This window comes from Pradoshia sp. Z3_51 (genome assembly GCF_058215915.1).
In genome coordinates, this window is the sequence record NZ_JBZAJC010000019.1 from 16,750 (window position 1) to 40,250 (window position 23,501).

A 23,501-nucleotide genomic window follows, 5' to 3' on the forward strand; every position below is an offset into this window, starting at 1 on the left:
CATTCGGCCTCCTATCGAACCATCATCGTGATATTTCCTGCAGCCACGATTACAGTAACGGTCAGGAAGAACATAAGGCTGACAATGGCCAATGCAGCGAAAACGAAAATGATATTTTTGCTGATAATCTCGAGACACTTAATCATCTGCCCAGCTCCAAGCGGTTGTAAAATCGCTGCAGCCACCTTATATACCATGGCGATTAACAATATCTTTAAAGCTGGAAAAGCTGTCATAATCAATAGAATGACCACACCCGCTATCCCAACTGTATTTTTTAAGAGGAGAGATGCTCCAATTACGGTATCAGCTGCATCGGTAAACATCCTTCCAACTACCGGAATAAAATTCCCAGTCACAAATTTTGCTGTTCTAATCCCAATTCCATCCGCCACTGCAGTTGATACTCCTTGCACGGAGATCACTCCTAGAAATACGGTCATGAAGATACCTAGCAATCCCACACTCCAGGTTCGTAATAAACCAGCTAATTGAGTGACCTTGTAGTGCTCAGAAAGCATGCTGACTATGCTTAGCAGAGTCGATAGAAATAACATCGGCAAAACAATATATTCAATTAACGCTCCGCTCGTATTCATTAAAAACAGGAGCATCGGATGAAAGAATGCTGATGACAGAACACCTCCAGAGCTTGCGATTAGCGCAAGCAATAAAGGGATTAAGGCAACCAGAAAATCCGTGATGGCGGCAATCGTATCTATCACATAATCAACTGCTACATAGAAGCTATTCAGTGCAATAATCATCAAAACCATAAAGACAATTGCATTTGCCACTTTACTGACAGATGTTTTTTCAAATGTGCTTTGCAATGTTTGCAGAAAGACACTGAATACAGTCAACAGAATGAGCGTTCCGAGTAATTTTCCATTAGCAATAATTTCATGGAAGATGAATTTGAGAATACCACTGAGCCATTCTTTTAAAGAGAATTTTTTCTCTCCACTTATAAAATCTACAAAGCTTCCTTTTTGGGACTCAGGCAAAAAACCTCCATATTCCTCGTAAACCGAATCCCAAAATTGTTTTAAATCATCAAGAGGAATATCGCCCACATTAAATGTTTCAACAGCCTGCGTTTCTTCTGGCAAATCAGTAGAGGTGGGAGAGGCTTGAGTTGTTTGGCCATTGCTTAAGCTAAGAATTAGAAATAGAATGATGATACTTGTCCACTTTAATTGCTTCATTTATTCTTCAGCCCCTTTAAACCTTTCACCACAATGATTAGTTAGGAATCATCTGAATGACACTTTCAATAATGACCGTTAAAATTGGAATGGCCATCGTGAGGATAATAATCTTTCCAGCCAATTCAATTTTTGAAGCAATTGCACCCTGCCCGGCATCTTTTGTTATTTGTGATGTAAATTCAGCAATATAGGCAATTCCAATGATTTTCAAAACTGTTTGTAAGTAAACCATATTCACATTTGCATTAACGGCCAATTGCTGAATCATTTGAATGATTTCGTAGATTTTATCTATCAGAAAAAGAAATATAGCGCTTCCGACAAATACAACAAGTAAGAAAGCTAAATTTGGCTTTTGTTCCTTGATGATCATTGCCAGAAATGCCCCAACCAGTGCAACACCCGTTATCTGCAACATTTCAATGGCTCATCACCCCAATATTCCTATTGAAATAAAAACACGGATTTAATTCGATCAATCAACTGACCTACCACCTGTGCCACATTAAATAAGATATAAATAAAACTCACCAATATGACCCATTGTGAATATTCCTTCTTGCCCACCTGATCAAGAATCGTATGAATGAACGCAACAATCAGCCCGACCCCTGCAATTTTAAAAATAATATCGATATCAATCCCCATAACCCACTATCCTCCCTCTCGCTACATCATTAAAATGGCAATGAGCAGACCTGCAAAAAACCCTAGACTTCTGGCCATTTTGTCGTATTTCACCTGCTTATCAACGGCATCTGCTTCCTCCCTCTCGAGATGAACCAATGCCAACTGAATTTGTTTTTGCTGGCTCTCGCGATCATGTCTACCTAATGTTTCTCCGAATTGGAGAAGGATATCTATTTCTTTTTGCTGTAGTTCTGATTGTTTTCTTACCACTTCAAGACTTTCACCCCAGGCTGCCGACACAGATTGATTGGCTGAGCCGAGCCTGCCTGCAAAGTCCGTAAAAAGAATCGAAACTGGAGCAGGAATTTGTTTCGCCAGTGTTAATACAGCTTCTTTCAAGGGAGAATGCCCATACATAATTTCAGCTTCCAAAATTTGAAGTGCCGCTCGTAAATCACGAATATGTTTAGGTCTGGTGATTAATTTTTTAGAAACTTCAAAGCCGATAAGGGATGTAGCTATAACAATTAAAACTGCACCTAAAATTTTAATCATATTCTCACTCTTTCCCCATCAAATAGCACCTTGCCTGTACGATCTTTTATTTTTGATATACATCCTGGCCGATCTATTCTCTTGAGTTCCACAATTCTCTCAAAATTAGCTTCCTGTACGATGTTTTTCATGATGGGTCTGGCTAATATATCATCAAGCGAATGTCCATGCGCCGTTATAAAGAGCGTTATACCAGCATTTACGGCCTCCATCATCGCCTCAGCATCTTCTATTCTTCCGATTTCATCGGCCACAATGATTTCCGGGCTCATAGATCTAATCATCATCATCATTCCTTCAGCCTTTGGGCAGCCATCAAGCACATCTACTCTGATACCGAAATCCATTTGTGGAACTCCTTGAACACATCCGGCAATTTCAGATCGCTCATCTACAATCCCCACTTTCATCGCACAGATCGGATAGGAGCGATCTCCACTGGAAGCATAGCGGGCTAGATCTCTTAAAAATGTTGTTTTCCCCGTTTGCGGCGGTCCGATAATCAGAGTTGATAGCCAGCGATTATGGTATAAATACCGAACCCATTCATTTACCAACCCCTTCTTTTGTCTGGCAATCCGAATATTAAAAAAAGTGATATCTCTGAGTCCCTTCACTCTTCCATTTTCCAGAATGACTCTCCCAGCTAAACCAATCCGATGTCCTCCCTGAACGGTTATATAACCGCGTTTTAACTCTTCCTCGAGCATATAAAAGGAAAACTGGCTGACTTTATTAAGAAATAAATCTGCATCCTCCCGTAATACAGGCTTATGGCCATACGAGATTCCATTTCCGAACATAACTTCAAGCGGTCTTCCAACTCTAATTCTTATTTCTTCAATATCCTCTGGATTTTTGGCTATTTCTTTCAACTCAGCGCCAATAGCCGGAGGTAATAATTCAATGATTGAATTCATATCTCTCCCTCGCCTGGTCTGTCATTATTTAAAATGTATTCATGGACAGGCCGTTTATGACTTTTTTAGAAACAAACGCGCGGTTAAATGACTATAACCGTAAAATAAAAATCTCTTTAGATTCGGAAAAAGGTATAGAGATAGAAGAATCCAGTAAATTAATTGGAATGGCGGAACTAAGGAAAGGTGGAATTGGATGACGGGGTTGTTCACTATATATTTTGGCTTAAACAAAAAACTCCCGGGAATTTACTCCCGGGAGTCTTACACCTATTTATTAACCTCTTGATACATAAGATGCATCAGAAGTATTGATGATCAGTTTGTCACCTTCATTTACAAAGAAAGGAACTTGAACAGTAAGACCAGTTTCAACAGTAGCTGGTTTCGTACCGCCTGATGCTGTATCACCTTTGATACCTGGTTCTGTTTCAGTTACTACCAATGTAACAGTTGTTGGAAGCTGAACGCCAAGTGTTTCCGTTTGGAACATCATGATAGACACTTCCATGTTTTCTTTCAAGAATTTCAATTCATATTCGATTTGCTTAGATGACAATTCGATTTGATCATATGTTTCGTTATCCATAAACACATGATTATCTCCACTTGCATATAAGTATTGCATTTTACGGTTTTCGATATGTGCTTTAGCAACTTTTTCACCAGCACGGAAAGTTTTCTCCTGGATAGCACCTGTACGAAGATTACGTAATTTAGAACGTACAAACGCAGCTCCTTTACCAGGTTTTACGTGTTGGAATTCAATTACTTGCCAGATACCGCCATCCACTTCAATTGTTAAACCAGTTTTAAAATCATTAACAGAAATCATACAATATAGCCTCCTACAGCCTTATAAAATAAGTAAATCTTTCGTTGAATGAGTAAAGGTTTCGTTAGAATCATCCGTAATAAGGAGATCATCTTCAATTCTTACTCCTCCAACTCCAGGTAAATAAATACCAGGTTCACAAGTGACAGTCATGCCTTTTTCCAAAATAATATCAGATTTAGCAGAAAGTCCAGGACCTTCGTGCACTTCAAGCCCAATCCCATGTCCAAGGGAATGACCGAAGTATTCCCCATATCCTTTGGCAGCTATGATATCTCTTGCAAGAGCATCTGCTTCGCGACCTGTCATACCCGGTTTAATATGCTCCATTGCATACAACTGAGCTTCCAGGGTAACATCATAGATTTTCTTTAATTCATCAGTTGGGTTACCGACCGCCACTGTACGTGTAATATCAGATATATACCCATTATAAAGGGCACCGTAATCCATTGTGACAAAATCGCCTTTTTCTATTACTTTTTCTGTTGCAACACCGTGCGGCAATGCAGAACGTGCACCAGAAGCGACAATGATATCAAATGATGATGAAGTAGCCCCTGCTTTACGCATAAAGAATTCTAATTCATTTGATACTTCTATTTCAGTTAAACCTGGACGAATATACTCAATAATATGTTTAAATGCAGCATCTGCTATGTCTGCTGCTTCCTTTAATATCTTAATCTCTTGCGGTGTCTTAATCAAGCGCAATTTTTCAACAACATTGGAAACAGGAACAAGTTCACCTTCCACAACTTTTTCATATAACTTATAGGTAGCATAAGTAAGGTCATCCTGTTCAAACCCGATTTTTTTTGCATTCATTTCCTTCAATTGAGCCGCTATCTCATCTTGAATTGGTCCGCTATGTTTGACAATCTCAAATCCAACTGCCTGTTTACCCGCTTGCTCCACGTATCTAAAATCTGTAATAAATTTTGCATCCTTCTGGGAAATTACGACTACTCCCGCTGTTCCAGTAAAGTTAGAAATATATCTGCGGTTATATGGGTTTGTAATAATGATAGCATCAATATGTTCCTGACTTAATCTTTCACGCAATCTCTGAATTTTTTCCATTGAATAGACCTCTCCCTCATGATTAAGTAGTCAATAAAGCACGTAACGCCAATTCATAGCCATTCAACCCAAGCCCTACAATTTGACCCTTCGTGACAGGGGCAGTGACAGATTGATGACGAAAAGGTTCTCTGGCATGGACATTTGAAATATGTACTTCTATTACCGGAACTGAAATAGAGGCGATCGCATCCCGTATCGCATAGCTGTAGTGCGTAAATGCCCCTGGGTTTAAGATAATCCCTGAAGCCGAGTTTGTTTCCGCCTCATATAGCCTATCTATCATCGCTCCTTCGTAATTGGATTGAAAACACACCAATTGCGCCCCGAGTTTTATAGACTGAGTCGCTAACGACTCTTCAAGATCTGCAAGAGTCGTTCTTCCATAAATCTCGGGCTCTCGAAACCCCAGATAATTTAGATTTGGTCCGTTGATTAAATAAATTTTTTTATCCATAACCAGGCTCCCGTGTTTTAAAGTGATACTTTCAATTTTAACACAAGAGTGAAAAATTCGACTACCTATTACTGGACGGAATCCACTTTTACTTTCTTTCCTTCCTCTGCCTCTAGTTTCCGTTCATGATATTCAAAACTAATGGAGTACCCGACAAATAGTCCGTACAAGACAAAGATACATAGTGTCGTTACAATGGTATCCGCTGATAGTTCCCCAACCGTTTTCATTCCTGGAAATAATGGCCTTAATACAAGGAATGAAAGACCCCACAGAGCAATCCCATAAACAATACCAATCCAATAAGATTGCATCTTACGAAAAATAAAGGAGTAAACATAAGCAAAGAGCATAGAAATAAGACACAGGCATAAAATTGACAGTACCACGCCCATCCACCCTTTAACAAAATCGGCTTTCACCCATGTGCGAAGAAGAAATGTTGGACCTATTTCCGTAAAATGAAAATAGTGACAGATTTGAAAAATCGCACCCCAAAGCAATCCTCCATAAAATCCAACTGAATTAATTACACCATAATAGCCCATCGGCTTTTTCAGCTTTTCTTTTGCTGTTTCCATATCCAATCACCTCACAACTGCTAGTATGTGCGAAATAGACAAAGTTCATAAGAGAAATGGAAACAATCACTAGTGAAATAGAGAAAAATTCTGTAGAATAGATAATATAGACAACTTAACCATTATGGAGTGATGAATAAATTGGATAATAAGCCAATCTACGGCGGACAGGCTGTATTAGAAGGTGTAATGTTTGGAGGCAAACATTGTACCGTTACAACCATTAAACGAAAAGATGGATCATTCGATTCCTATGCATTGCCAAAAACAAGCCATCCCCTGCTGATAAAATTAAAAAAGATTCCGTTTCTGCGTGGTATTGTGGCTTTATTAGAATCCAGTGCAATCGGCTCCAAGCATTTATCTTTCTCTACAGATCGATATGACGTTGACCCAGCAGATGACCATAAGATTGAAGAAGAAGAAACGTCTAAACTGGGTATGATTTTGGGCGTAGCAGGCATTGGGATTTTATCCTTTATACTCAGTAAATTACTTTTTACCGTAGTACCAATATTTTTGGCTGTTATTTTTAAGAGCATAGCACCCGGAGAAACAGTACAAGTATTATTAGAAGGTTTTTTCAAACTCACATTATTATTACTATATATCTATATCGTATCGTTAACACCGCTCGTAAAAAGAGTCTTTCAATACCATGGGGCAGAACATAAGGTTATCAACGCATTTGAAAGCAATAAGGAATTAACGGTGGAAAATGTTCGTAACGCATCTAGATTGCATTATCGATGCGGAAGCAGCTTTATTTTATTCACCGTATTTGTTGGAGTTTTTCTATATATGTTCGTTCCTTCTGATGTCCTTTATATTCGTATTTTAAACCGAATTGCCTTAATACCAATTGTCCTAGGTGTATCATTCGAAGTACTGCAGTTAACCAATAAAGTACGTAACGTTCCTGTATTGCGCTTTTTAGGTTATCCGGGACTATGGTTGCAGCTTTTAACGACAAAGGAACCAAGCGATGAACAAATTGAGGTAGCCATCGTATCATTTAACAAAATGCTCGAAACTGAAAATAACTACAAACAAGGTTTACTCGAAGAAAAAATAGTGTAAAGAATAATAAAAGAAAAATAATTTCCTTGCTTGTTGTTTATTTTTTCCTAAATATGCCAATGATGCTCTTAAAGGAGGTGCTTTCTGTGAATCGTAAGAATTCGATGATTATTATTTATATCCTTCTTGGTTTCGCAGTTTTGGGGTTAATTTCCACTTTGATAAATAACCCGTTCCAACTAATTAAAAACGTACTCATTGGAGCCGCTGTTGTTGGGTTGATTTATTTTGTTATTACACGATTCAGGAATGGTAACTCGGGTGGAGAGTATCAGGCATACAGGAAAGCAGCCCGAAAAACAATTAAGAAGAAACGTAAACATGAAATGATTAAAACCAAAAGAAGCAGACATAATACACATGGATTAACCGTCATTTCTAAAGAACAGCTGATTAACAGACCTAAGAAAAAGTCAGATGTCAAACTGACTGTCATAGAAGGAAAGAAAGCACGTAAAAAAAACCGGGCCCTTTTTTAAAGAGTTCGGTTTTTTACGTGCTTTCGTTAAAGAACAATATATGATTGATACTTTAATCCTTATTTCACCTAACGGGTAAAATTAGAATAATAAGCTAGGGTGATTATAATAAAGGATAATCCATAAGTTATAGATTAAAAGTTTAACTGATAAATTGACTTATTTAAATTCTCCACGATACAACCATGGAAAAAGGCCATCTAAAAATCGTTCAGTTGCCGGCATAAAATAGGAACCATAATGATAGTCAGGATCAAGAGTCGTAATAATCCAAGTGCCCTTAGTTGATTGTTCATCTATATACAGTACAGATCCGCCATCATCCGTAGCTATAAGTGTGGTAGCATGCTCTGGTGGCCAAAATACTCCGTGTTGATGCCATGTTGAATCCTCAAGCGTAATATACTTAAAAAATTCATGGTCATCATTTTTAGTTACTAACCCACTATTTGCATTTTCTTCAAGCCACCACCAAAAATTCGTCTCGCGTTCTTCCCATTTTTGATTAGGGAGCCATTCCCATGGCTGTGGACCCATAGCCACAATAATACCGCCCTGATCAGCAAACTCATAGAACTTCTCTTTATTATCAAGCAGTATTTGACCATTTAATTGAGAAGGAACAATCAACACATCAAATCCTGTTAAATCAAAATCTTTCAATTCAAGCTGATAAATAAGAGAGTCTATGAATTGCGCATACTTTGGCTCATGAAACGTTCTATAATGCGGCGCATGCCCGCCATAAATCACAGCTATTTTTCTCATTATGCCTCAACTCCTTTGGTGCGTACTAATTCTTTCTTAAGGACCTCTATAAATTGAGGAGTTATTTGGTTTGTTGTGTTTTTCCGCTGACCATATCCTAATAAACTCCTGCCAGCATGAACAATAACTGTCCCATTCGTTGTTTCACGATCAATGTACGTAATGGCCTTACCATCTGTAAATGTTAGGCAAATCTCCGCATGTTTCGGTGGCAAATAAAAACCTCTTGCAAAGAAACCTGCAACACCCTTCGTATATACCATATCCTCTACTTTTACACCTTTAAAAATCGGTGAATCCTCAGGAACCTCTACTAGGTAATCCTGATGGCCGCGAATCTTCTTCGGCATCATTGGCGTACAGCCTGGCAGCCATGCTCTGAATAAGTGGCCACAAAAGACAACAATCTTTCCTTCGTTTAAGAATTGCTCTATTTTTTCTTTATGTTTATACAAATACTCCTGATCTGCAAAATCCGTAATAACTAAAACATTGTATGGAGCCAATTCAATGTTTGCAAACTCATATTCCATTAATTTAGTATGTTGACCGGATGATAATTCTGTTTTATAACTAAATGCATGATTCGGACATAGTTCCAGTATTTTAAGTTCCATTGTATCTCCTCCTTGTGTTGAGTAATCTAGCTTCAACTCCTAGTCCCTCGAGTCATAAGCATAACCTCTGCAGGAGGAATAATGCTTCCTTCCGAGCCTCTGTCTTATGCTTTTCGGGCCTGACCAGTCGTCTCAGCTTTTTATGCAATCTAGCTTCAACTCCTAGTCCCTCGAGTCATAAGCATAGCCTCTGCAGGAGGAATAACGCCTCCTTCCGAGCCTCTGTCTTATGCTCTTCGCGGGCCTACAGGATGTAGGTCATGAAGACGTTGTCACACGACGTGGCGTTTTTAGTCTTCATTCCTTAAATCAGTCGTCTCAGCTTATTATTCAATCTAGCTTCAACTCCTAACTCCTCGAGTCATAAGTGTAGCCACTGCAGGAGGAAAGATCACCTCCCTACGTGCCTACTCTTATGCTTGTCGGAGCTGGGCAAGTCGTCTCAGCTTTTTGTTTTCAAAGTAGTAGCATGCTTCTACTAATTTTTTTGTGTAGGGATGTGTTGAGTGGTTTAGAACTTGAGAAGGAGGTCCGCTTTCGACAATGGTCCCTGTCTCAAGTACCATCATTCGATCTGCTACATTACCGACAGACTGAATTCGGTGCGTAATGTATAAAACAGACATATGAAATTCAACCTGAAATTTCTTTAATAGGTTGATGATTAACTTTTCTGTTTGCGGATCCAGAGCAGATGTAATTTCATCGGCTATTAAAAGCTTAGGATTCATTAATAAAGCTCTAATAATAGCTAATCTCTGTTTTTGTCCTCCGGAACATTGGCTTGGTTTTTTTGCTAATAATTCCGTCGGTAAGTCCGCCTTAGCCATTAATTCTTTTATTTTCTTTTTTATTGATTCCGGCTTTTCCTTTTTAAGTACAAGCGGTTCCATTAAACTTTTCTCCATTGTCCAAAACGGGTTAAAGGAACGCTCCGGATTTTGGTAAATATATTGAATCGTACAACATGGCTCTTTTTCAACAAGTCCGCTTGTCGGTGATTGAATTCCCATAATAATTTCAGCCGTTGTAGATTTACCTGACCCTGATTCTCCTATCAAACAAATAAATTCATTGCACAAAATCTCAAAATTGATTCCCCGAAGCACATCCTGATTTTGGTAGCTTTTATTTACATCTTGAACTCTTAACATTCATTGCACTTCCTTCATCAGTTGTTTATCACTTAAACTAAAAATCCGATCCGAGATTGCATACGCTACATCTAAATCATGCGTGATAAATAATAGACTGATCCCATGTGAACGGACTTTTTCCTCCAAGAGTTCCACTACTTCTTTTTTCAATATAGGATCCAGCGCACTTGTGCATTCATCTGCAATCACAAAAGCTGGTTTATTTACCAAAGAGAGTGCGATTAGAGCCCGGCTCAACATGCCGCCGGAGCACTCATGCGGATACTTGTCCAAAATGTTTTTATTTAACGTGACTTCCTCAACACTCTTCTCAGCTTCCGCAAGACTTATACCGGTTTCTAAAAACTGTTCTTTTAATTTTAATACTGGATTAAATGCTGCCCGTGCATCCTGATAGATATATGAACATGTTTTCCAATAGTGCTTTTCCCTAAAGGATTTCCCTCGAACAGATTCACCGTCATATGTAACATCACCAGACCAGTTTTGAGCCGGCAATAACCCGTACAAAGCTCTGGCTATCGTTGTTTTTCCACTGCCTGAAGGTCCTATCAAACTCACAATCTCTCCTCTTTTGATCGTAAACTCGATATTTTCAACAATAGTAGTCTCGTCATATGTAACCTGCTCCAAGTGACAATTTAAATCGCGAGACTTGCCGGTCACTGGTGTTGTACCCTTTTGTTTCTTTGTTTTTGAAGACTTCTTCTGTTTATCTTCCAATAAGAAAGCAAGCGAAACCGATGTGATGAGCAGCATAATCACTGGCGGCAATACAATCCATGTCCATTGGCCAGTTAAGAAAATAGATGTTTGTGTGAAAGCCGTATTTAACATGCTTCCCCAAGATATCACATTCGGGTCACCCAAACCTAGGAATGCTAAACCTGCTTCTGTCAAAACAGCAGATTGAAATGTCATCACGAATTTAGTCTTTATGATGGGCTGCAATTGCGGAAGAATATGAGATTTCAATACATAAAAAGAACTGCCACCAAACAGCGCCGATGCTTTTACAAATTCTCTTTCTTTTAATGTTAAAACAGAGGATCGAATAATTCTCATATAACCCGGCCACGATAAAAGACTTAAAATGATTACAAGCTGAATTACACCGGAACCCGTAAAAGCAACAACCAATAATATCAAAAGCAAATTTGGAAGCACTAATAAAATATTGGCCAGCCCGTTAATGAATTTATCGAATTTCGGCAAATATCCCGCTGCCAGTCCCAGCAATACACTTAAAACTGTCGAACACAGAGCAATACAAAGTCCAATTAAGACACTTGTACGGGTTCCATATAATAATTGGCTAAATATATCCTGACCTAAACGATTTGTACCCAGCCAATGCTCAGATGAAGGAGGTTCAAACAATCCTCCGCTATAATCCATTGCTGAATAAGGAGAAAGTAATGGACCAAAGAATGCCAACAGCATGACCACGGCTAAACAAAGTAAAGGGAACTTATAGAACTTTTTCAACATGTTTGCCCCCTCTAACACGTGGATCTAGTTTAGGATAAATAGAATCTGCCAGTGCATTGCAAATCAAAATCATAACAGCAAATAATAAAAACAGACCATGCATCAATGGGTAATCCCGTGAAAGAATGGACTCTTTTAATAACTGCCCAATTCCCGGGTAAGAAAATAACGTCTCTACAAAGATTGCTCCTGTAAAGGTGTAGCCAATTCTTATCATAATCAGAGTAAATATAGGTATTAAAACATTTTTAAACGCATGTCTGAAAACTAACCGGATTTCCCTGACGCCCTTCATCTTCGCAAATTCAATGTAAGGTGAGGAAGCTACCTGAATCGTTTCATTACGCACGAGTAAATAGATCCTTGTCAGGTTTACCATGGTTAATGTCACTATTGGTAAAATAGCATACTTAGCCGCATCATTAACTTTTACCCATATTGATTCGCTATCCATAAACGGTGTATGGGCTCCGCTCATTGGAAGCATATCCAGCATAACTCCAAACACAATAAGCAATAGCATACCGAATAAAAATTCGGGTAAAGCGCCAATTGCCAGCATTGTTGACATGAATGTTTTATCACCTTTTTTATGATGAACCCAACCCGATAACAGTCCTAAAAAAATACCAATTACAATAGATAGAACAGAAGAAATTCCGACAATCCATAGCGTGTAAGAAATATGGTCCATTATGATATCATTAACAGGCAATTTATAAGTATATGAAAATCCAAAATCAAACTGTACGATGCCAACTATATAATCAATAAATTGTTCAGCCATTGAATCATTCAGCCCATAATATTCAATCATTGAATTCTTTTGTTGCTCTGTTAAAGTTGCACCGCTTTCCTGCCCCTCTAAATATTCAAGAGGTCCCCCCGGCATTAGTCGAGGAAGAAAAAAATTTAAGAGAATCAAGATAAGAAGAAGAGAACCGTACAGCTTAAAAATTTTAATCATATTCAATAAACGCTGCCTTGTTATCTGTTAATGGAATTCCGTCTGAAATACCACCATATGTGTTAAACCATCCATCAAATACATTAGCATCATAAACAAAGTAGAACGGGCGATGGTAAATCACTAATGTAGGCAGCTCTTCAGCTAAAATATCCTGCATAGAATCAACTGTTTCGTTACGCTCTTCCCCTTCTTGAGACAGTTGTTTACTAGCCAACTCGTTAAATTCTTGATGATTGAATACAGCATTCCCAGCATATGCATTGCTTGCCTGACCAGAGAACCATAAGCGGAGGAAATCAGGATCCCCACTTAATCCAATGTGCCCTGTTAAAGCCATATCATATTTCCCTTCACTCATAGCAGTTGTAAAAGTAGCTGTATCTACTGTTTGAATTTGCAATTTCACCCCTACATCAGCAAGCATTGATCTCATTAATTCGGCTTCCTGAGGAGTAGAAGAAACCAGAAGTTTTAAGCTAAGCTCTTCTCGAACACCATTTTTATTTTTTTCATATCCGAGTGAATCTAACATTTCATTTGCTTGATCCACATCATAATCATATTTTTTTACATCTTCATTAAACCAATCCGAATCAGGTGGAATTACCCCTCCGCTACCAACAATGGTTTTGGAATTCCCCAATACTTTTTCTGCTATTTCACCTCGATTAAGTGCATAGGCAATTGCTTGACGTAGCCTTTTATCACTTAACTGTTCATTTTCCAAATTAAAAACAATACGAACTGCGCTTCCTGTTGGATTACTTTGAAGCGCTTTAAACCCTTGTTCTTCCATTTGCTTCACTTCTGTATAGTTATACGTCATGCCGCCGGTTATTTCCCCTTTTTGCTGGGAGAGCATTTTATTCTCTACATTCAAATATTGAACTTCCTTAACCGTAACATCACCTTTGAAATAAGCCTCATTTGCTAGGTAACGATAATTACCAGTCGAGCTGTTATAGCTATCAAGAACATATGGACCTGTACCTATTAATGCATTTTCTTCCGTATATTCCATTGGATTTTCGATTTCTGACCAGATATGCTCTGGTAGAATTGGAAGAATTCCGGCAATTTCAGTGATAAATGGGGAATATTCCTCGGTCAACGTAATTGCAACTTTGTGATTTGATATTTTCTTTAGTGAAGCTATTTTAGACATATCTACATTCCACTGGAACGCATGTTTCTTAAAATAGTTATATGAAAAGACAACATCATCGGCGGTTAATGATTCTCCATCATGAAACTGCACATCTTTTTCTAAATTAAACGTGTATGTTAGCTTGTCCTCAGATACTTCCCAGGAAGATGCCAGCCAAGGAATTACCCCAGTCTCATCTTTCCAAGTAAGCGAGTCGAAAATGAAACTGCTGCGTAAATATCCTCCGGGACCATTTGAGGTAAATGTAAATGGAGATGGGAACCCACTATCTGCCCATGCAATCTTCACGGTCTTATTTTTTTCAGATGCCTTTGAATCTGTATTTGTATTTGGTGAAGTGCCACCACCTGAACATCCTGCGAGCAGGATGAATAATGATAGTAGTAAAAATGAAATCCTTTTCATCCATACAACTCCCTTTCAACATATGATGGTTCTTATCATATAACAGTTGATAATGATTATCAATATCATTATTTTAAAAAATTATAATCGTTTAATAAATGAGAAAAACGTCCTATACAAAATACACTATATGATGGAAAATATTACTAATATATAAAGAAAATGTTTTTATTTTCTCATTCAATTTATTATATCAACATATTCTTATCGTTTATAACTATTAAGAGCCACTCTTTTTGAGACAAAAAAAGCACCCTACTATTAGTAGATGCTACAAAGTGTACTTGTTTATTGTTTTATATCATCTGATTCGGTAAACCCAATCCTTAAGAAAATGCTTCGCCGCTTCTTTACCTTGATCAATTAATACTAGCCGCTGATTGTCAGAAATAGAAAACTCTATAAATCCAGCCTCTTTAATTGGTATAAACACAATGTTTTTAACGAATTTTCTTGAAATATATCTGGCATCATGAGCATTCCTCATCGTTTCAAATAAAGATGTAAAAAGTTCGATTGCATTATTGATATCACGCTCATGGACCACTGCTTGTTGTTTTTCTGGTACCAGCCTTAATCCTAGCACCGGTCTCTCAGCGATAACATTATCTTGATCAAACAGCCACATAGGAAAATTACTTAAAACCCCGCCATCTACGATAACCCTTTTCTCCCCTACCGTTCGAAGCGTAATCGGCTGAAAGAAAAAGGGGACAGAGCAGCTCATACGAATCGCTCTCGCCACTAAGAACTGATTGGGGTTTATATTATATTTTGGCAGATCATCCGGCAAAACCATCAATCTTCCATTTGTTAGATCAGATGCAATAACTCTCAATTGTTTATCAGCTAAATCTGCAAATGTCCTAATATTTTTCCTGGCCAATACCTCTTTAATCCATAGCTCCAAGGCATCCCCTTTGTAAAGTCCCATACTCCAATATAATTTGAGCCATTTGGCTAGTGGAAAATGTTTATTTTTTTTTGTTTCCAATAGCTTCGTTAATTTAACGCTTTTCATAATTTCATTAATTTCGCTCCCTGAGTACCCCGCTGCTATAAACCCGGCAATGATTGCGCCTGCACTTGTTCCGGCTACTCTTTTAAACCGATATCCCTGCTTCTCTAATTCAATTACTGCCCCAATAAGAGCAAACCCTTTTATACCTCCTCCGGAAAACACTCCGTCAATAAACAAATAAAACCCCTCCCCCCTTACTTACTCATTTTTAATCTGGGAGAGAGAGGTTTAGAACACATTAGGTAAAGTATTGTATTTCTGCATTCGGAAAGAACTCTTTGATGGAGTTTTCTATATGAGTTTTCAAAGCATTCGCTTCTTCATCAGGATAGACATATTTCCCTATACCGTATTTCCCCCATTTATACTTACGCTTCGTTTCATCCATCTCAAGCTTTGTCTTAGGATATCGTGCTTGAATAACTTTTTTTGCCGGCTTTGTAAAGCGATGCTGGATGAGTTCAAAGCTAATTTTCATCATGGACAGCTCTTCACCTAACTCATGCCTCAAACGATCAAATAATTCGTAATATCCTTCTTCCCAGCCTTCATGCATATATATCGGAGCGACTATAAACCCAAGATGATATCCCGCTGCTGCCACTTTTCGAGCAGCCTCCAACCGCTCATCAAACGAAGAGGTTCCTGGCTCAAAATTTTTTATAACATAACGGGAGTTAATGGAGAAGCGGAAACTGGTTTTTCCATTATGTCTAGCATCAAGCAAATGATCGACATGATGAAATTTAGTTACAAATCGTAATCTTCCATATTCAGTACTGCCGATAAAATTAATCGTTTCCTTTAAGGAATGCGTGAGGTGATCAATACCTACTATATCGGAGGTACAAGCCGCCTCAAATCTTGTGATTTCCGGCGCTCTCTGTTCCATATATTTACTTGCCTGTTCAAAAATCTCTTCTAGATTCACGTACACTCTAATATAGGGCTTACTGCCAAGCGTTGTTTGTAAATAACAATAATGACAATGCCCCATACATCCTGTAGCCAGCGGGATCGCATACTCTGCTGAAGGCTTTGATGTATCAAATTTTAATGTCTTCCGTATTCCAATCACCATCGTGGATTTGGCGATTCGATATTTTTGCAGTTCATTATCACCGGGCAAATCGCGAATCTGATTATGGGATGTGGTTTGCCTAATTTCCACTGGCAGGCTCTGAAATTTTTCATATAAAGCCTTTCCTAACGGATATTCCAATGCTTTAGGTTCAAAATAAACTAATTGAGGAATAAATGGTTTCATGTTTTTCACCTACTTAACAGATAGTGTGTTCAGAAATAAAAAAAAGGATGGCGTTAATCTTTACCATCCTTTTTATCACTTATATCAATTTTTTATTTACAATCCACATTTAAGCTGAGCACCGCAGTTCGTACATGTATTGCACCCACCAAGTTCCTCCACTTTTCCTTGGCGGCAGACCGGACAAGTATTTCCAACTTCGCTTCCGATTGTTACGCTTGTTGATTCAAGTGCATCAATTGTGTCGATAAGAACAACATGCTGCTTCGTATGTTGCGGCTGAGTAGATTGATCCGTATCGTTTTCAGCCTTTAACGTTAATACCTGTGTATCACGGCTTCCATCTACATATACAGTTCCACCCTTAGCTCCGCCTTTATATAGACGCTCATACACTCGTTCTACTTGTTCAACGGAATATCCTTTCGGTGCATTTACCGTTTTACTGATCGAGCTATCAATCCAACGTTGGATAATGCATTGTACATCAGCGTGTTTCTCAGGAGTTAAATCCATTGCAGAAATAAACCATGAAGGTAGATTATTGCTGTCTGCATTAGGATTGCGACGTAAATACTCTTCTACTATATCAGCTTTCACTTCAATAAATTTACCCAAACGTCCGCTTCTGAAATATGTGAATGAGAAGTATGGTTCAAGACCTGTAGAAACACCTACCATTGTACCAGTGCTTCCAGTAGGAGCAACTGTTAACAAATGTGAGTTACGAATACCATATTTCATGATTCCTTCACGAATATGTTCAGGCATTTTTTTCATATACCCTGTATTAATAAAACGTGTGCGCAATTCTTTCGTTTCTTCCTCTGATTCACCGACTAAGAACGGGAAGCTACCTTTTTCTTTCGCGATTTCAATAGATTCCTCATATGCTGCAGTTGCAATTGTTTCAAATACAATATCAACCAGCTTATTTCCTTCTTCGGAACCATATTCTTTTTCACAATAAATAAGCATATCATGCAGACCCATTACACCTAGGCCAACGCGTCTTTCCCCTAGAGCCTGTTTTTTATTGGCTTCAAGGAAGTATGGAGTCGCGTTAATAACATTATCCTGCATGCGCACGCCGACTTTTACCGTTTGTTTCAGTTTCTCCAAGTCCACTTGTTTGCGATCTTTATCTGTCATTTCAGCCAGATTGACAGCAGCCAAGTTACATACAGAATAAGGAGCCAATGGCTGTTCCCCACAAGGATTCGTCGCAACTACTTTTTGACCGTACGCTTTAGCGTTTGTCATATCGTTTGCATTATCGATAAAGAAAATGCCCGGCTCCGCAGAATAAGTCGCACAAATATTGATTAAATTCCATAATTCGCGAGCTTTAATTTTACGATATACACGCACAGCATAACCTAGTTTCTCCCATTCGCGTACATCACCGCAATCAGCCCATTTTTCATTATAGGCTTTCATATCTTCTTCATTATAGGACTCAACATCCGGGAATCGAAGTTCATATTCTCCGTCATTTTCTACAGCTTCCATAAATTCTTTTGTTAAGCACACTGAAATATTGGCACCTGTTAAAAAGTCTGGATTATGAACAGTATCATTTCCACCAGCGGAAAGTTTTTCTTCTGCTTCCTTAATGATTGCCTCATTAAATCCGCCAAACCCCGAGATGTTTTTATAATTGACTATGCCTTGATACATGGCTTCCTCTTGCATTGTGAGCGGAGTGAATTTCAATTTTTCAGATGCATGTCTACGAATTACTTCATCCTTGCTGACTTCCATTAAGAAGCGCAAAATTTTAGGATTTTGCATTTTTGAGATGATAAATTCTACGATATCCGGATGCCAGTCAGAAAGCATAATCATTTGAGCTCCGCGACGGGAACCACCCTGTTCAACTAAGTGAGTTAATTTTGCAATATCATCCAACCAGGATACTGCACCTGAAGATTTTCCGTTTACACCGCGAGCAAGCGTGTTTCTTGGACGTAAAGTGGAACCATTCGTACCGACACCGCCTCCGCGACTCATAATTTCCATCACATGTTTGCGATGTTCAGAAATCCCTTCACGGCTGTCATTAATAAATGGCATTACATAGCAGTTAAAGTAGGTTACTTCTGTTTCAGAACCGGCTCCATAGAGCACACGTCCTGCCGGGATAAAATTCGTTTGAACTAATTCATTATAAAATTTATCAAACCATTCCTTGCGTTTCTCTTCCGTTTTTTCAACTTCAGCCAAACCGCGTGCATTCCGTTTCGCAATCTGTTCATAATAAATTTCAAGCGGTTTTTCAATGACGTCGAGTGATTTACAAATCAGACCGGTTTTAATTTCATCATGCTTGTCCAAGGATGAGCGGAATTCTTCTTCAACCAATACATGTGCTTTCTTGGCTTCCCAATCAATATGTTGGATGTACCCAAGTCCACGGGCAGGAAATTTTGGGTCTTCTTTAATGGTAAGTACAACAAAATCTCCATTACTAAGTGTCATTTTTTCCGTATCTTTGAAGGAATAGCGATCTATCATCACAAGCCTTGAAACACCCTTATACGTCTTATTCATGTCTGGAGTAATCGGAAAAACTTGCGGAAATAGGGCTATATCTTTATTTAACCTTTCGACATTTATAGACAACTTGCGATTTGTTACAGTAGGCAATTTGATCTCTCCTTCAACCAATAATATTATCTCTTTTTTATTTATCTTTGTTAAGTTCTTAAATGAATATCTCTACGTTATCATAGGCTACATTTTAATTCAACATATAGTATTTGTATTTTTATAATCCATACCACATATAGTGTCTGGAGCATCTTCTGCTAAAATTGTCAATTATTAAAATTTTACAAAAAGTAAAGAAAATCAAAGATATAATCTTCTTTTTAACTATTTTTGAACCAAAATAAACAAAATCTCAGCTTGCATATTATGAAGCTTAACTATGCTTCATATAACAGCGTTTTTGCATTTTCGACCCAAAATTTTTTTCCTAAAAAATAAAATTTTGTCCATAATGCACGATACTTGATTTATAGTGATTTGTAAACTTATTGTCCTTTCTAATAACGCTATATGGATATAACCATTATTTTGAATCCAAAGACAATATGTCTACCTTCCTAAATGCAATAATTTTTTATCACAAATTCGTAAACTATTACCAGAAAATTTTTTTGCCAGACAAATATACGAACTGTATAATAGTAAAGTGAACAGAAAGAGAAAGTGGGGATTGAATTGCCAACATCATTAATCGTATTAATTGTACTGGCTGTATTGATCATTGGATATTCCATCTACAGTTGGTTCTCCAGCAAAAAAATGGTTACGACATTGTCCCAAGAGGACTTTAAAGCTGGCTATCGAAAAGCTCAGTTAATAGATGTTCGTGAGCAAAAAGAGTTTGATGGCGGACATATTTTAGGAGCCCGCAACATACCTTCAACACAATTGAAAATGCGTATGAAGGAACTCCGCAAAGATAAACCTGTTTATCTTTATTGTCAAAGCGGAATGAGAAGCACACGAGCTGCTCAGATGCTATATAAAAAAGGCTATCGTGAACTTTATCAACTCGAGGGCGGCTTCAAACAATGGAAGGGTAAAATTAAAACTAAATAAAATCAAAGAGCCAATGCAGGGTATGCACTTGGCTCTTTATAATTAAACGGATATTTTTTATGATTTCGTTTTATTACCACTGTTAAATTCATCTACCAGATTCTCTGCTGCTTTTTTATACAGCTGGCTCATATGAGAAAGAGAAGCGATCATTAATAATTTCTCAAAATATTCAACATCGCCATTGAACTCATCCAGAGTGCCGCCTAAATGTACCCCTTCTTCTTTTGCCTCAGAGATACTCTCTAGTATGTCTTCTTTAAATTTATGAGCATTGTGATCAGTCAGGCGCAGAAAGCTGGAATACAGCTCATCAAGCTGTAAGTCTTCCTCTACTATCTTAGTGTTCAAGGGTCCCAGAATCGTTTTAATGTCACTTATAGAGAGTGTCCCTTTCAACTGATAAATCAGGCTGATTACTATTAAATGCCGCTTAGAATATTTTTTATTTTTAATAGGAAAAAATACTTTACCCTTGGCATAATTGTTGATCATCGTTTTAGTTAAAACTTTTTCATCATCATTCCGCTTAGACATTTTGAATTTACTCTCGAATAATTGAATGACTTGATCCATATATAAATCAATATCTGGTATATCCTCTAATGTGATTTTATCTTGCAATCCCAGTTGATTGATAAGTTCTTCATTGTTTTTCATTTTGTAACCTCTGTTTACTAATAGTAATTTCTATTATACATTAACCATTCAGATTCTGTAAGGATGGTGAACTTTTAGCATTTTATAATTTCGGAATACTTGGCAATTTGCTCTATCTCATGGGAAGCAACTTCATTTATACCCTTTTTATCCTGCAGCGCACATATATACATAGCCTCTGCCACCATTTTTCCTTGTACCGGCTTATATTTCTTAAGAGGACCTTTAAATACAAACGGGCAAGATTTACTGACTAAAGCTGCCAATCCCTCTCCCAATCTAAATTCTTGCCTATTCCCCAATAAAAGTGATGGTCTAAAAATGGTTAGACTGTTTAATTGAAGCTGTTTCAATGCAGTCTCCAGTTGCCCTTTTGTTTTGCTGTAAAACACATGGGATTTTTCATCAGCACCCATTGCAGAAATAATTAAGAATTGACGAACCTGGTGCTGTTTAGCATTCTCTGCAAGCATCAACGGGTATGTATAATCGACTTTCCTAAACGCTTCCTTTGTCTTCGCTTTCTTAATGGTTGTACCCAAACAGCAAAAAATACAATCAACATCACTTGGTAGAGGTTCCTGATCCAATTGTTCAAAATCCGGAAAACTTTCCCTAAGCTTTGAATGTTGAATACCCGTGCTGGTCCTTACCCATACAATCACTTTCTCAAATTCACGTGAATCCAAAAGCGTTGTCACCAATTCCTTTCCAACTAATCCGGTTGCCCCAATTACTAACCCTACTTTACCGGTCATCTATTTTCCTCCATCTACCCTTTATTTTCGTTTCCTCTATTATAATCTATTTTCGTCATGCATGAATTCCATTAAAATTGAGAAAATAACTATAAATCCATAAGAGGGAGGATGAAATATATGAAAGAAGAAAGCACTCATGAATTTGTAGAAAATTTGCATGAAAAGCAACAAAAGGCTGAAAAGAACCAAGCTAAACAAGGATATGGACGTCCAAGCAAAAAACTTCCAAATAAACAGCATTAATACCTTGTAATCGAATGCCATGAGTTATGTTTCTCATGGCTTTTTGCTTACTTGCCAGCCTTTCTTACGATTAATCCCATAAATAGAGTAACACCTATTAGTAGTACCACTAAAACCCATTACTTCCATTAACATAAAATTCCCTGTTAGATAGCATTATTTTATAAAGCCCTCAAAAATTCATAATATTGCTCCTTCTTATATTGCAGGTTAGTGGAATCAAACAACCTTATATATTCATATCTTAGGAAAAATGATTTGGGTGTGATTAAAGAATATGAAAACACATAATCAAGTTGTTTTCTATACGATTAGGTGGTCTACCATTAAAAAATTTTTAGTACTAGATTTTATAACAGGTACAGGTATTTATTATGCATTTAAAATTATTTCATCCAGCGTTTTAGTTGGTGTTTTAGGAAGTATTATTTGTACCGAAGGGATTAAACGGTTACCTGGCAAACTAATGCGTTGATTGGAAAGGGTAAGGATTCTAGCTAGTTATTATGTTTGTTAATATGAAAATAGCCCCACCAAAAAGGAAGTAGCTTATTGGACTAACGCTCTTTCAGTTTAAGTAATTTTTATCACTACAGAACCCTCCTATTGACTAGGAGGGTTTTAATATTTCTATAGTTTAGATGCCTACTCACCTACCATCCCATCACCATCGTTATCCCGCATATAAGGGTACAACCAGTGGTCACTCGTTATAGGCATACTGAAACCTGCATCTTTTGCTTCTTTAATCGTCACCTCACCATTACCGTTCGTATCGACACTAGAAATATTACCGCCTGTATTTGAACTGATTGAGTTTTCACTTGAACTAGTTGAGTTTTTACTTGAACTGGTTGAGTTAGAAGACTTGCTTTCTGTTAAACCAAGTGATTGGTTTACTTCATCCGGGTTAACATTGTCAAATTTATCTACAACTTTGTTGCCCTTGATGGTATACGTATACTTATAGCTTGAAGGAACCTGTGTTTTTGTATTCGGATAGGTGATAATTGCTTCAAAATTTGTCGCACCACCTGCATCACGAATCACTTTTTCCATATATGCTTGGTCGCCATACCTATTCAATGTACTTTCTTGTGGGGTAATATTATAAGCATTCGATACCCCTCCTAGAGAGTCAGCTATGATATGTCCTTCATCAAAATTATCACTTTCAACACCCGGAACTTTTGCCTCATCAGAGTAATATCTACCAGATGATGTTACATGCTCGCTACTGTCATCTTGTAGAATAATCTCGTCCGCAATGACACGTACTAGTTGCCCGTATTCATTAGTAAACGCCCAATATTTGCGATCCCCATAGCCGATATCCACGACAACATTGGGTTCACGATAACCAGATAAATCGCCACCATCCACTTTGATAAGTTTGTATCCTGAGAACTGTGTCTCCTCTTTTTTCTTAGCTTCCGCCTTTGTCTTAGCTTCTGCTTCTGCCTTTGCCTTAGCCTCCGCTTCCGCCTTTGCCTTAGCCTCCGCTTCCGCCTTTGCCTTAGCCTCCGCTTC

At 37.9% G+C, this 23,501-nt stretch carries 26 protein-coding genes; 5 read left to right on the forward strand and 21 right to left on the reverse strand.

Annotation, left to right across the window (positions count from 1 at the left end; all coding sequences use genetic code 11):
- Positions 1–11: 11 nt before the first annotated feature.
- The 5 genes from spoIIIAE to spoIIIAA are packed head-to-tail and all read right to left on the reverse strand — an operon-like array spanning position 12 to position 3,316.
- Positions 12–1,208 (reverse strand): stage III sporulation protein AE, encoded by a 1,197-nt coding sequence (gene spoIIIAE, locus AC4BHA_RS18845; RefSeq protein WP_066104964.1) that lies wholly within the window; start codon positions 1,206–1,208, stop codon positions 12–14.
- Positions 1,209–1,245: 37 nt separating this feature from the next.
- Positions 1,246–1,629, reverse strand: a complete 384-nt coding sequence (spoIIIAD, locus tag AC4BHA_RS18850; protein ID WP_066104967.1) for a stage III sporulation protein AD — start codon at positions 1,627–1,629, stop codon at positions 1,246–1,248.
- Positions 1,630–1,655: 26 nt separating this feature from the next.
- The gene (gene spoIIIAC, locus AC4BHA_RS18855) at positions 1,656–1,859 is read right to left on the reverse strand and encodes a stage III sporulation protein AC (protein ID WP_049670184.1); all 204 of its coding nucleotides are present in this window, start codon (positions 1,857–1,859) and stop codon (positions 1,656–1,658) included.
- 21 nt (positions 1,860–1,880) lie between these two features.
- Complete coding sequence (spoIIIAB, locus tag AC4BHA_RS18860; RefSeq protein WP_140462034.1) at positions 1,881–2,396, reverse strand: stage III sporulation protein SpoIIIAB; 516 nt, start codon at positions 2,394–2,396, stop codon at positions 1,881–1,883.
- Positions 2,393–3,316 (reverse strand): stage III sporulation protein AA, encoded by a 924-nt coding sequence (gene spoIIIAA / locus AC4BHA_RS18865; RefSeq protein WP_490559050.1) that lies wholly within the window; start codon positions 3,314–3,316, stop codon positions 2,393–2,395. The genes spoIIIAB and spoIIIAA overlap by 4 nt, the downstream gene beginning before the upstream one ends.
- Positions 3,317–3,372: 56 nt before the next feature.
- On the opposite strand from spoIIIAA, the gene AC4BHA_RS18870 reads away from it, so the two are divergent.
- On the forward strand, positions 3,373–3,516 hold the full coding sequence (locus AC4BHA_RS18870; RefSeq protein ID WP_180350001.1) for a hypothetical protein: 144 nt from the start codon (positions 3,373–3,375) through the stop codon (positions 3,514–3,516).
- A 77-nt stretch (positions 3,517–3,593) separates the two neighbouring features.
- Here the strand turns inward: AC4BHA_RS18870 and efp are convergent, their stop codons facing one another.
- From efp to AC4BHA_RS18890, 4 genes are all read right to left on the reverse strand, one after another.
- Complete coding sequence (gene efp / locus AC4BHA_RS18875; RefSeq protein ID WP_066104976.1) at positions 3,594–4,151, reverse strand: elongation factor P; 558 nt, start codon at positions 4,149–4,151, stop codon at positions 3,594–3,596.
- Between the two features lie 21 nt (positions 4,152–4,172).
- The gene (locus AC4BHA_RS18880; RefSeq protein ID WP_139892486.1) at positions 4,173–5,234 is read right to left on the reverse strand and encodes a M24 family metallopeptidase; all 1,062 of its coding nucleotides are present in this window, start codon (positions 5,232–5,234) and stop codon (positions 4,173–4,175) included.
- Positions 5,235–5,256: 22 nt separating this feature from the next.
- A complete protein-coding gene (gene aroQ / locus AC4BHA_RS18885; RefSeq protein ID WP_490551157.1) occupies positions 5,257–5,691 on the reverse strand; it encodes a type II 3-dehydroquinate dehydratase in 435 nt (144 codons plus the stop codon).
- 68 nt (positions 5,692–5,759) lie between these two features.
- The gene (locus AC4BHA_RS18890; protein WP_066104981.1) at positions 5,760–6,272 is read right to left on the reverse strand and encodes a YqhR family membrane protein; all 513 of its coding nucleotides are present in this window, start codon (positions 6,270–6,272) and stop codon (positions 5,760–5,762) included.
- A gap of 132 nt (positions 6,273–6,404) precedes the next feature.
- Between AC4BHA_RS18890 and AC4BHA_RS18895 the strand changes: the two genes are divergently transcribed.
- Together AC4BHA_RS18895 and AC4BHA_RS18900 are read left to right on the forward strand one after the other, a co-directional pair.
- Positions 6,405–7,352 (forward strand): DUF1385 domain-containing protein, encoded by a 948-nt coding sequence (locus AC4BHA_RS18895; RefSeq protein WP_066104984.1) that lies wholly within the window; start codon positions 6,405–6,407, stop codon positions 7,350–7,352.
- Between the two features lie 86 nt (positions 7,353–7,438).
- Positions 7,439–7,831 (forward strand): SA1362 family protein, encoded by a 393-nt coding sequence (locus AC4BHA_RS18900; protein WP_490551155.1) that lies wholly within the window; start codon positions 7,439–7,441, stop codon positions 7,829–7,831.
- Between the two features lie 159 nt (positions 7,832–7,990).
- On the opposite strand, the gene AC4BHA_RS18905 is transcribed toward AC4BHA_RS18900, so the two are convergent.
- The 9 genes from AC4BHA_RS18905 to AC4BHA_RS18945 all read right to left on the reverse strand — a co-directional run bounded on the left by AC4BHA_RS18905 (position 7,991) and on the right by AC4BHA_RS18945 (position 19,344).
- On the reverse strand, positions 7,991–8,599 hold the full coding sequence (locus tag AC4BHA_RS18905) for a hypothetical protein (RefSeq protein ID WP_066104987.1): 609 nt from the start codon (positions 8,597–8,599) through the stop codon (positions 7,991–7,993).
- The gene (locus AC4BHA_RS18910; protein ID WP_490559051.1) at positions 8,599–9,216 is read right to left on the reverse strand and encodes a phosphate starvation-inducible protein PhoH; all 618 of its coding nucleotides are present in this window, start codon (positions 9,214–9,216) and stop codon (positions 8,599–8,601) included. The genes AC4BHA_RS18905 and AC4BHA_RS18910 overlap by 1 nt, the downstream gene beginning before the upstream one ends.
- Positions 9,217–9,629: 413 nt before the next feature.
- A complete protein-coding gene (locus AC4BHA_RS18915) occupies positions 9,630–10,370 on the reverse strand; it encodes an ABC transporter ATP-binding protein (RefSeq protein ID WP_490551152.1) in 741 nt (246 codons plus the stop codon).
- Positions 10,371–11,864 (reverse strand): ATP-binding cassette domain-containing protein, encoded by a 1,494-nt coding sequence (locus tag AC4BHA_RS18920; RefSeq protein ID WP_490559052.1) that lies wholly within the window; start codon positions 11,862–11,864, stop codon positions 10,371–10,373.
- Positions 11,845–12,831 carry an ABC transporter permease gene (locus AC4BHA_RS18925; RefSeq protein WP_139892494.1) on the reverse strand — a complete coding sequence of 329 codons (987 nt, stop codon included), beginning with the start codon at positions 12,829–12,831 and terminating at the stop codon, positions 11,845–11,847. Before AC4BHA_RS18925 ends, AC4BHA_RS18920 begins: the two co-directional genes overlap by 20 nt.
- The gene (locus AC4BHA_RS18930) at positions 12,824–14,407 is read right to left on the reverse strand and encodes an ABC transporter substrate-binding protein (RefSeq protein ID WP_490559053.1); all 1,584 of its coding nucleotides are present in this window, start codon (positions 14,405–14,407) and stop codon (positions 12,824–12,826) included. The genes AC4BHA_RS18925 and AC4BHA_RS18930 overlap by 8 nt, the downstream gene beginning before the upstream one ends.
- A 301-nt stretch (positions 14,408–14,708) precedes the next feature.
- A complete protein-coding gene (locus AC4BHA_RS18935; RefSeq protein ID WP_066105006.1) occupies positions 14,709–15,605 on the reverse strand; it encodes a patatin-like phospholipase family protein in 897 nt (298 codons plus the stop codon).
- 61 nt (positions 15,606–15,666) lie between these two features.
- On the reverse strand, positions 15,667–16,695 hold the full coding sequence (splB, locus tag AC4BHA_RS18940; protein ID WP_490551149.1) for a spore photoproduct lyase: 1,029 nt from the start codon (positions 16,693–16,695) through the stop codon (positions 15,667–15,669).
- Positions 16,696–16,791: 96 nt separating this feature from the next.
- Positions 16,792–19,344 (reverse strand): vitamin B12-dependent ribonucleotide reductase, encoded by a 2,553-nt coding sequence (locus AC4BHA_RS18945; protein WP_066105649.1) that lies wholly within the window; start codon positions 19,342–19,344, stop codon positions 16,792–16,794.
- 579 nt (positions 19,345–19,923) lie between these two features.
- On the opposite strand from AC4BHA_RS18945, the gene AC4BHA_RS18950 reads away from it, so the two are divergent.
- A complete protein-coding gene (locus AC4BHA_RS18950) occupies positions 19,924–20,307 on the forward strand; it encodes a rhodanese-like domain-containing protein (RefSeq protein WP_225983605.1) in 384 nt (127 codons plus the stop codon).
- A gap of 57 nt (positions 20,308–20,364) precedes the next feature.
- Here AC4BHA_RS18950 and AC4BHA_RS18955 read toward each other — a convergent pair whose 3' ends face one another.
- Both AC4BHA_RS18955 and AC4BHA_RS18960 read right to left on the reverse strand, forming a co-directional pair.
- The gene (locus AC4BHA_RS18955) at positions 20,365–20,967 is read right to left on the reverse strand and encodes a DUF1836 domain-containing protein (RefSeq protein ID WP_066105014.1); all 603 of its coding nucleotides are present in this window, start codon (positions 20,965–20,967) and stop codon (positions 20,365–20,367) included.
- A 74-nt stretch (positions 20,968–21,041) separates the two neighbouring features.
- Positions 21,042–21,725 (reverse strand): NAD(P)H-binding protein, encoded by a 684-nt coding sequence (locus tag AC4BHA_RS18960; protein ID WP_490551148.1) that lies wholly within the window; start codon positions 21,723–21,725, stop codon positions 21,042–21,044.
- Between the two features lie 120 nt (positions 21,726–21,845).
- Between AC4BHA_RS18960 and AC4BHA_RS18965 the strand changes: the two genes are divergently transcribed.
- Complete coding sequence (locus tag AC4BHA_RS18965; protein ID WP_077248062.1) at positions 21,846–21,971, forward strand: DUF4023 domain-containing protein; 126 nt, start codon at positions 21,846–21,848, stop codon at positions 21,969–21,971.
- Between the two features lie 645 nt (positions 21,972–22,616).
- Here AC4BHA_RS18965 and AC4BHA_RS18970 read toward each other — a convergent pair.
- A partial coding sequence (locus tag AC4BHA_RS18970; protein ID WP_490559054.1) for a DNA/RNA non-specific endonuclease occupies positions 22,617–23,501 on the reverse strand: 885 nt, incomplete at its 5' end.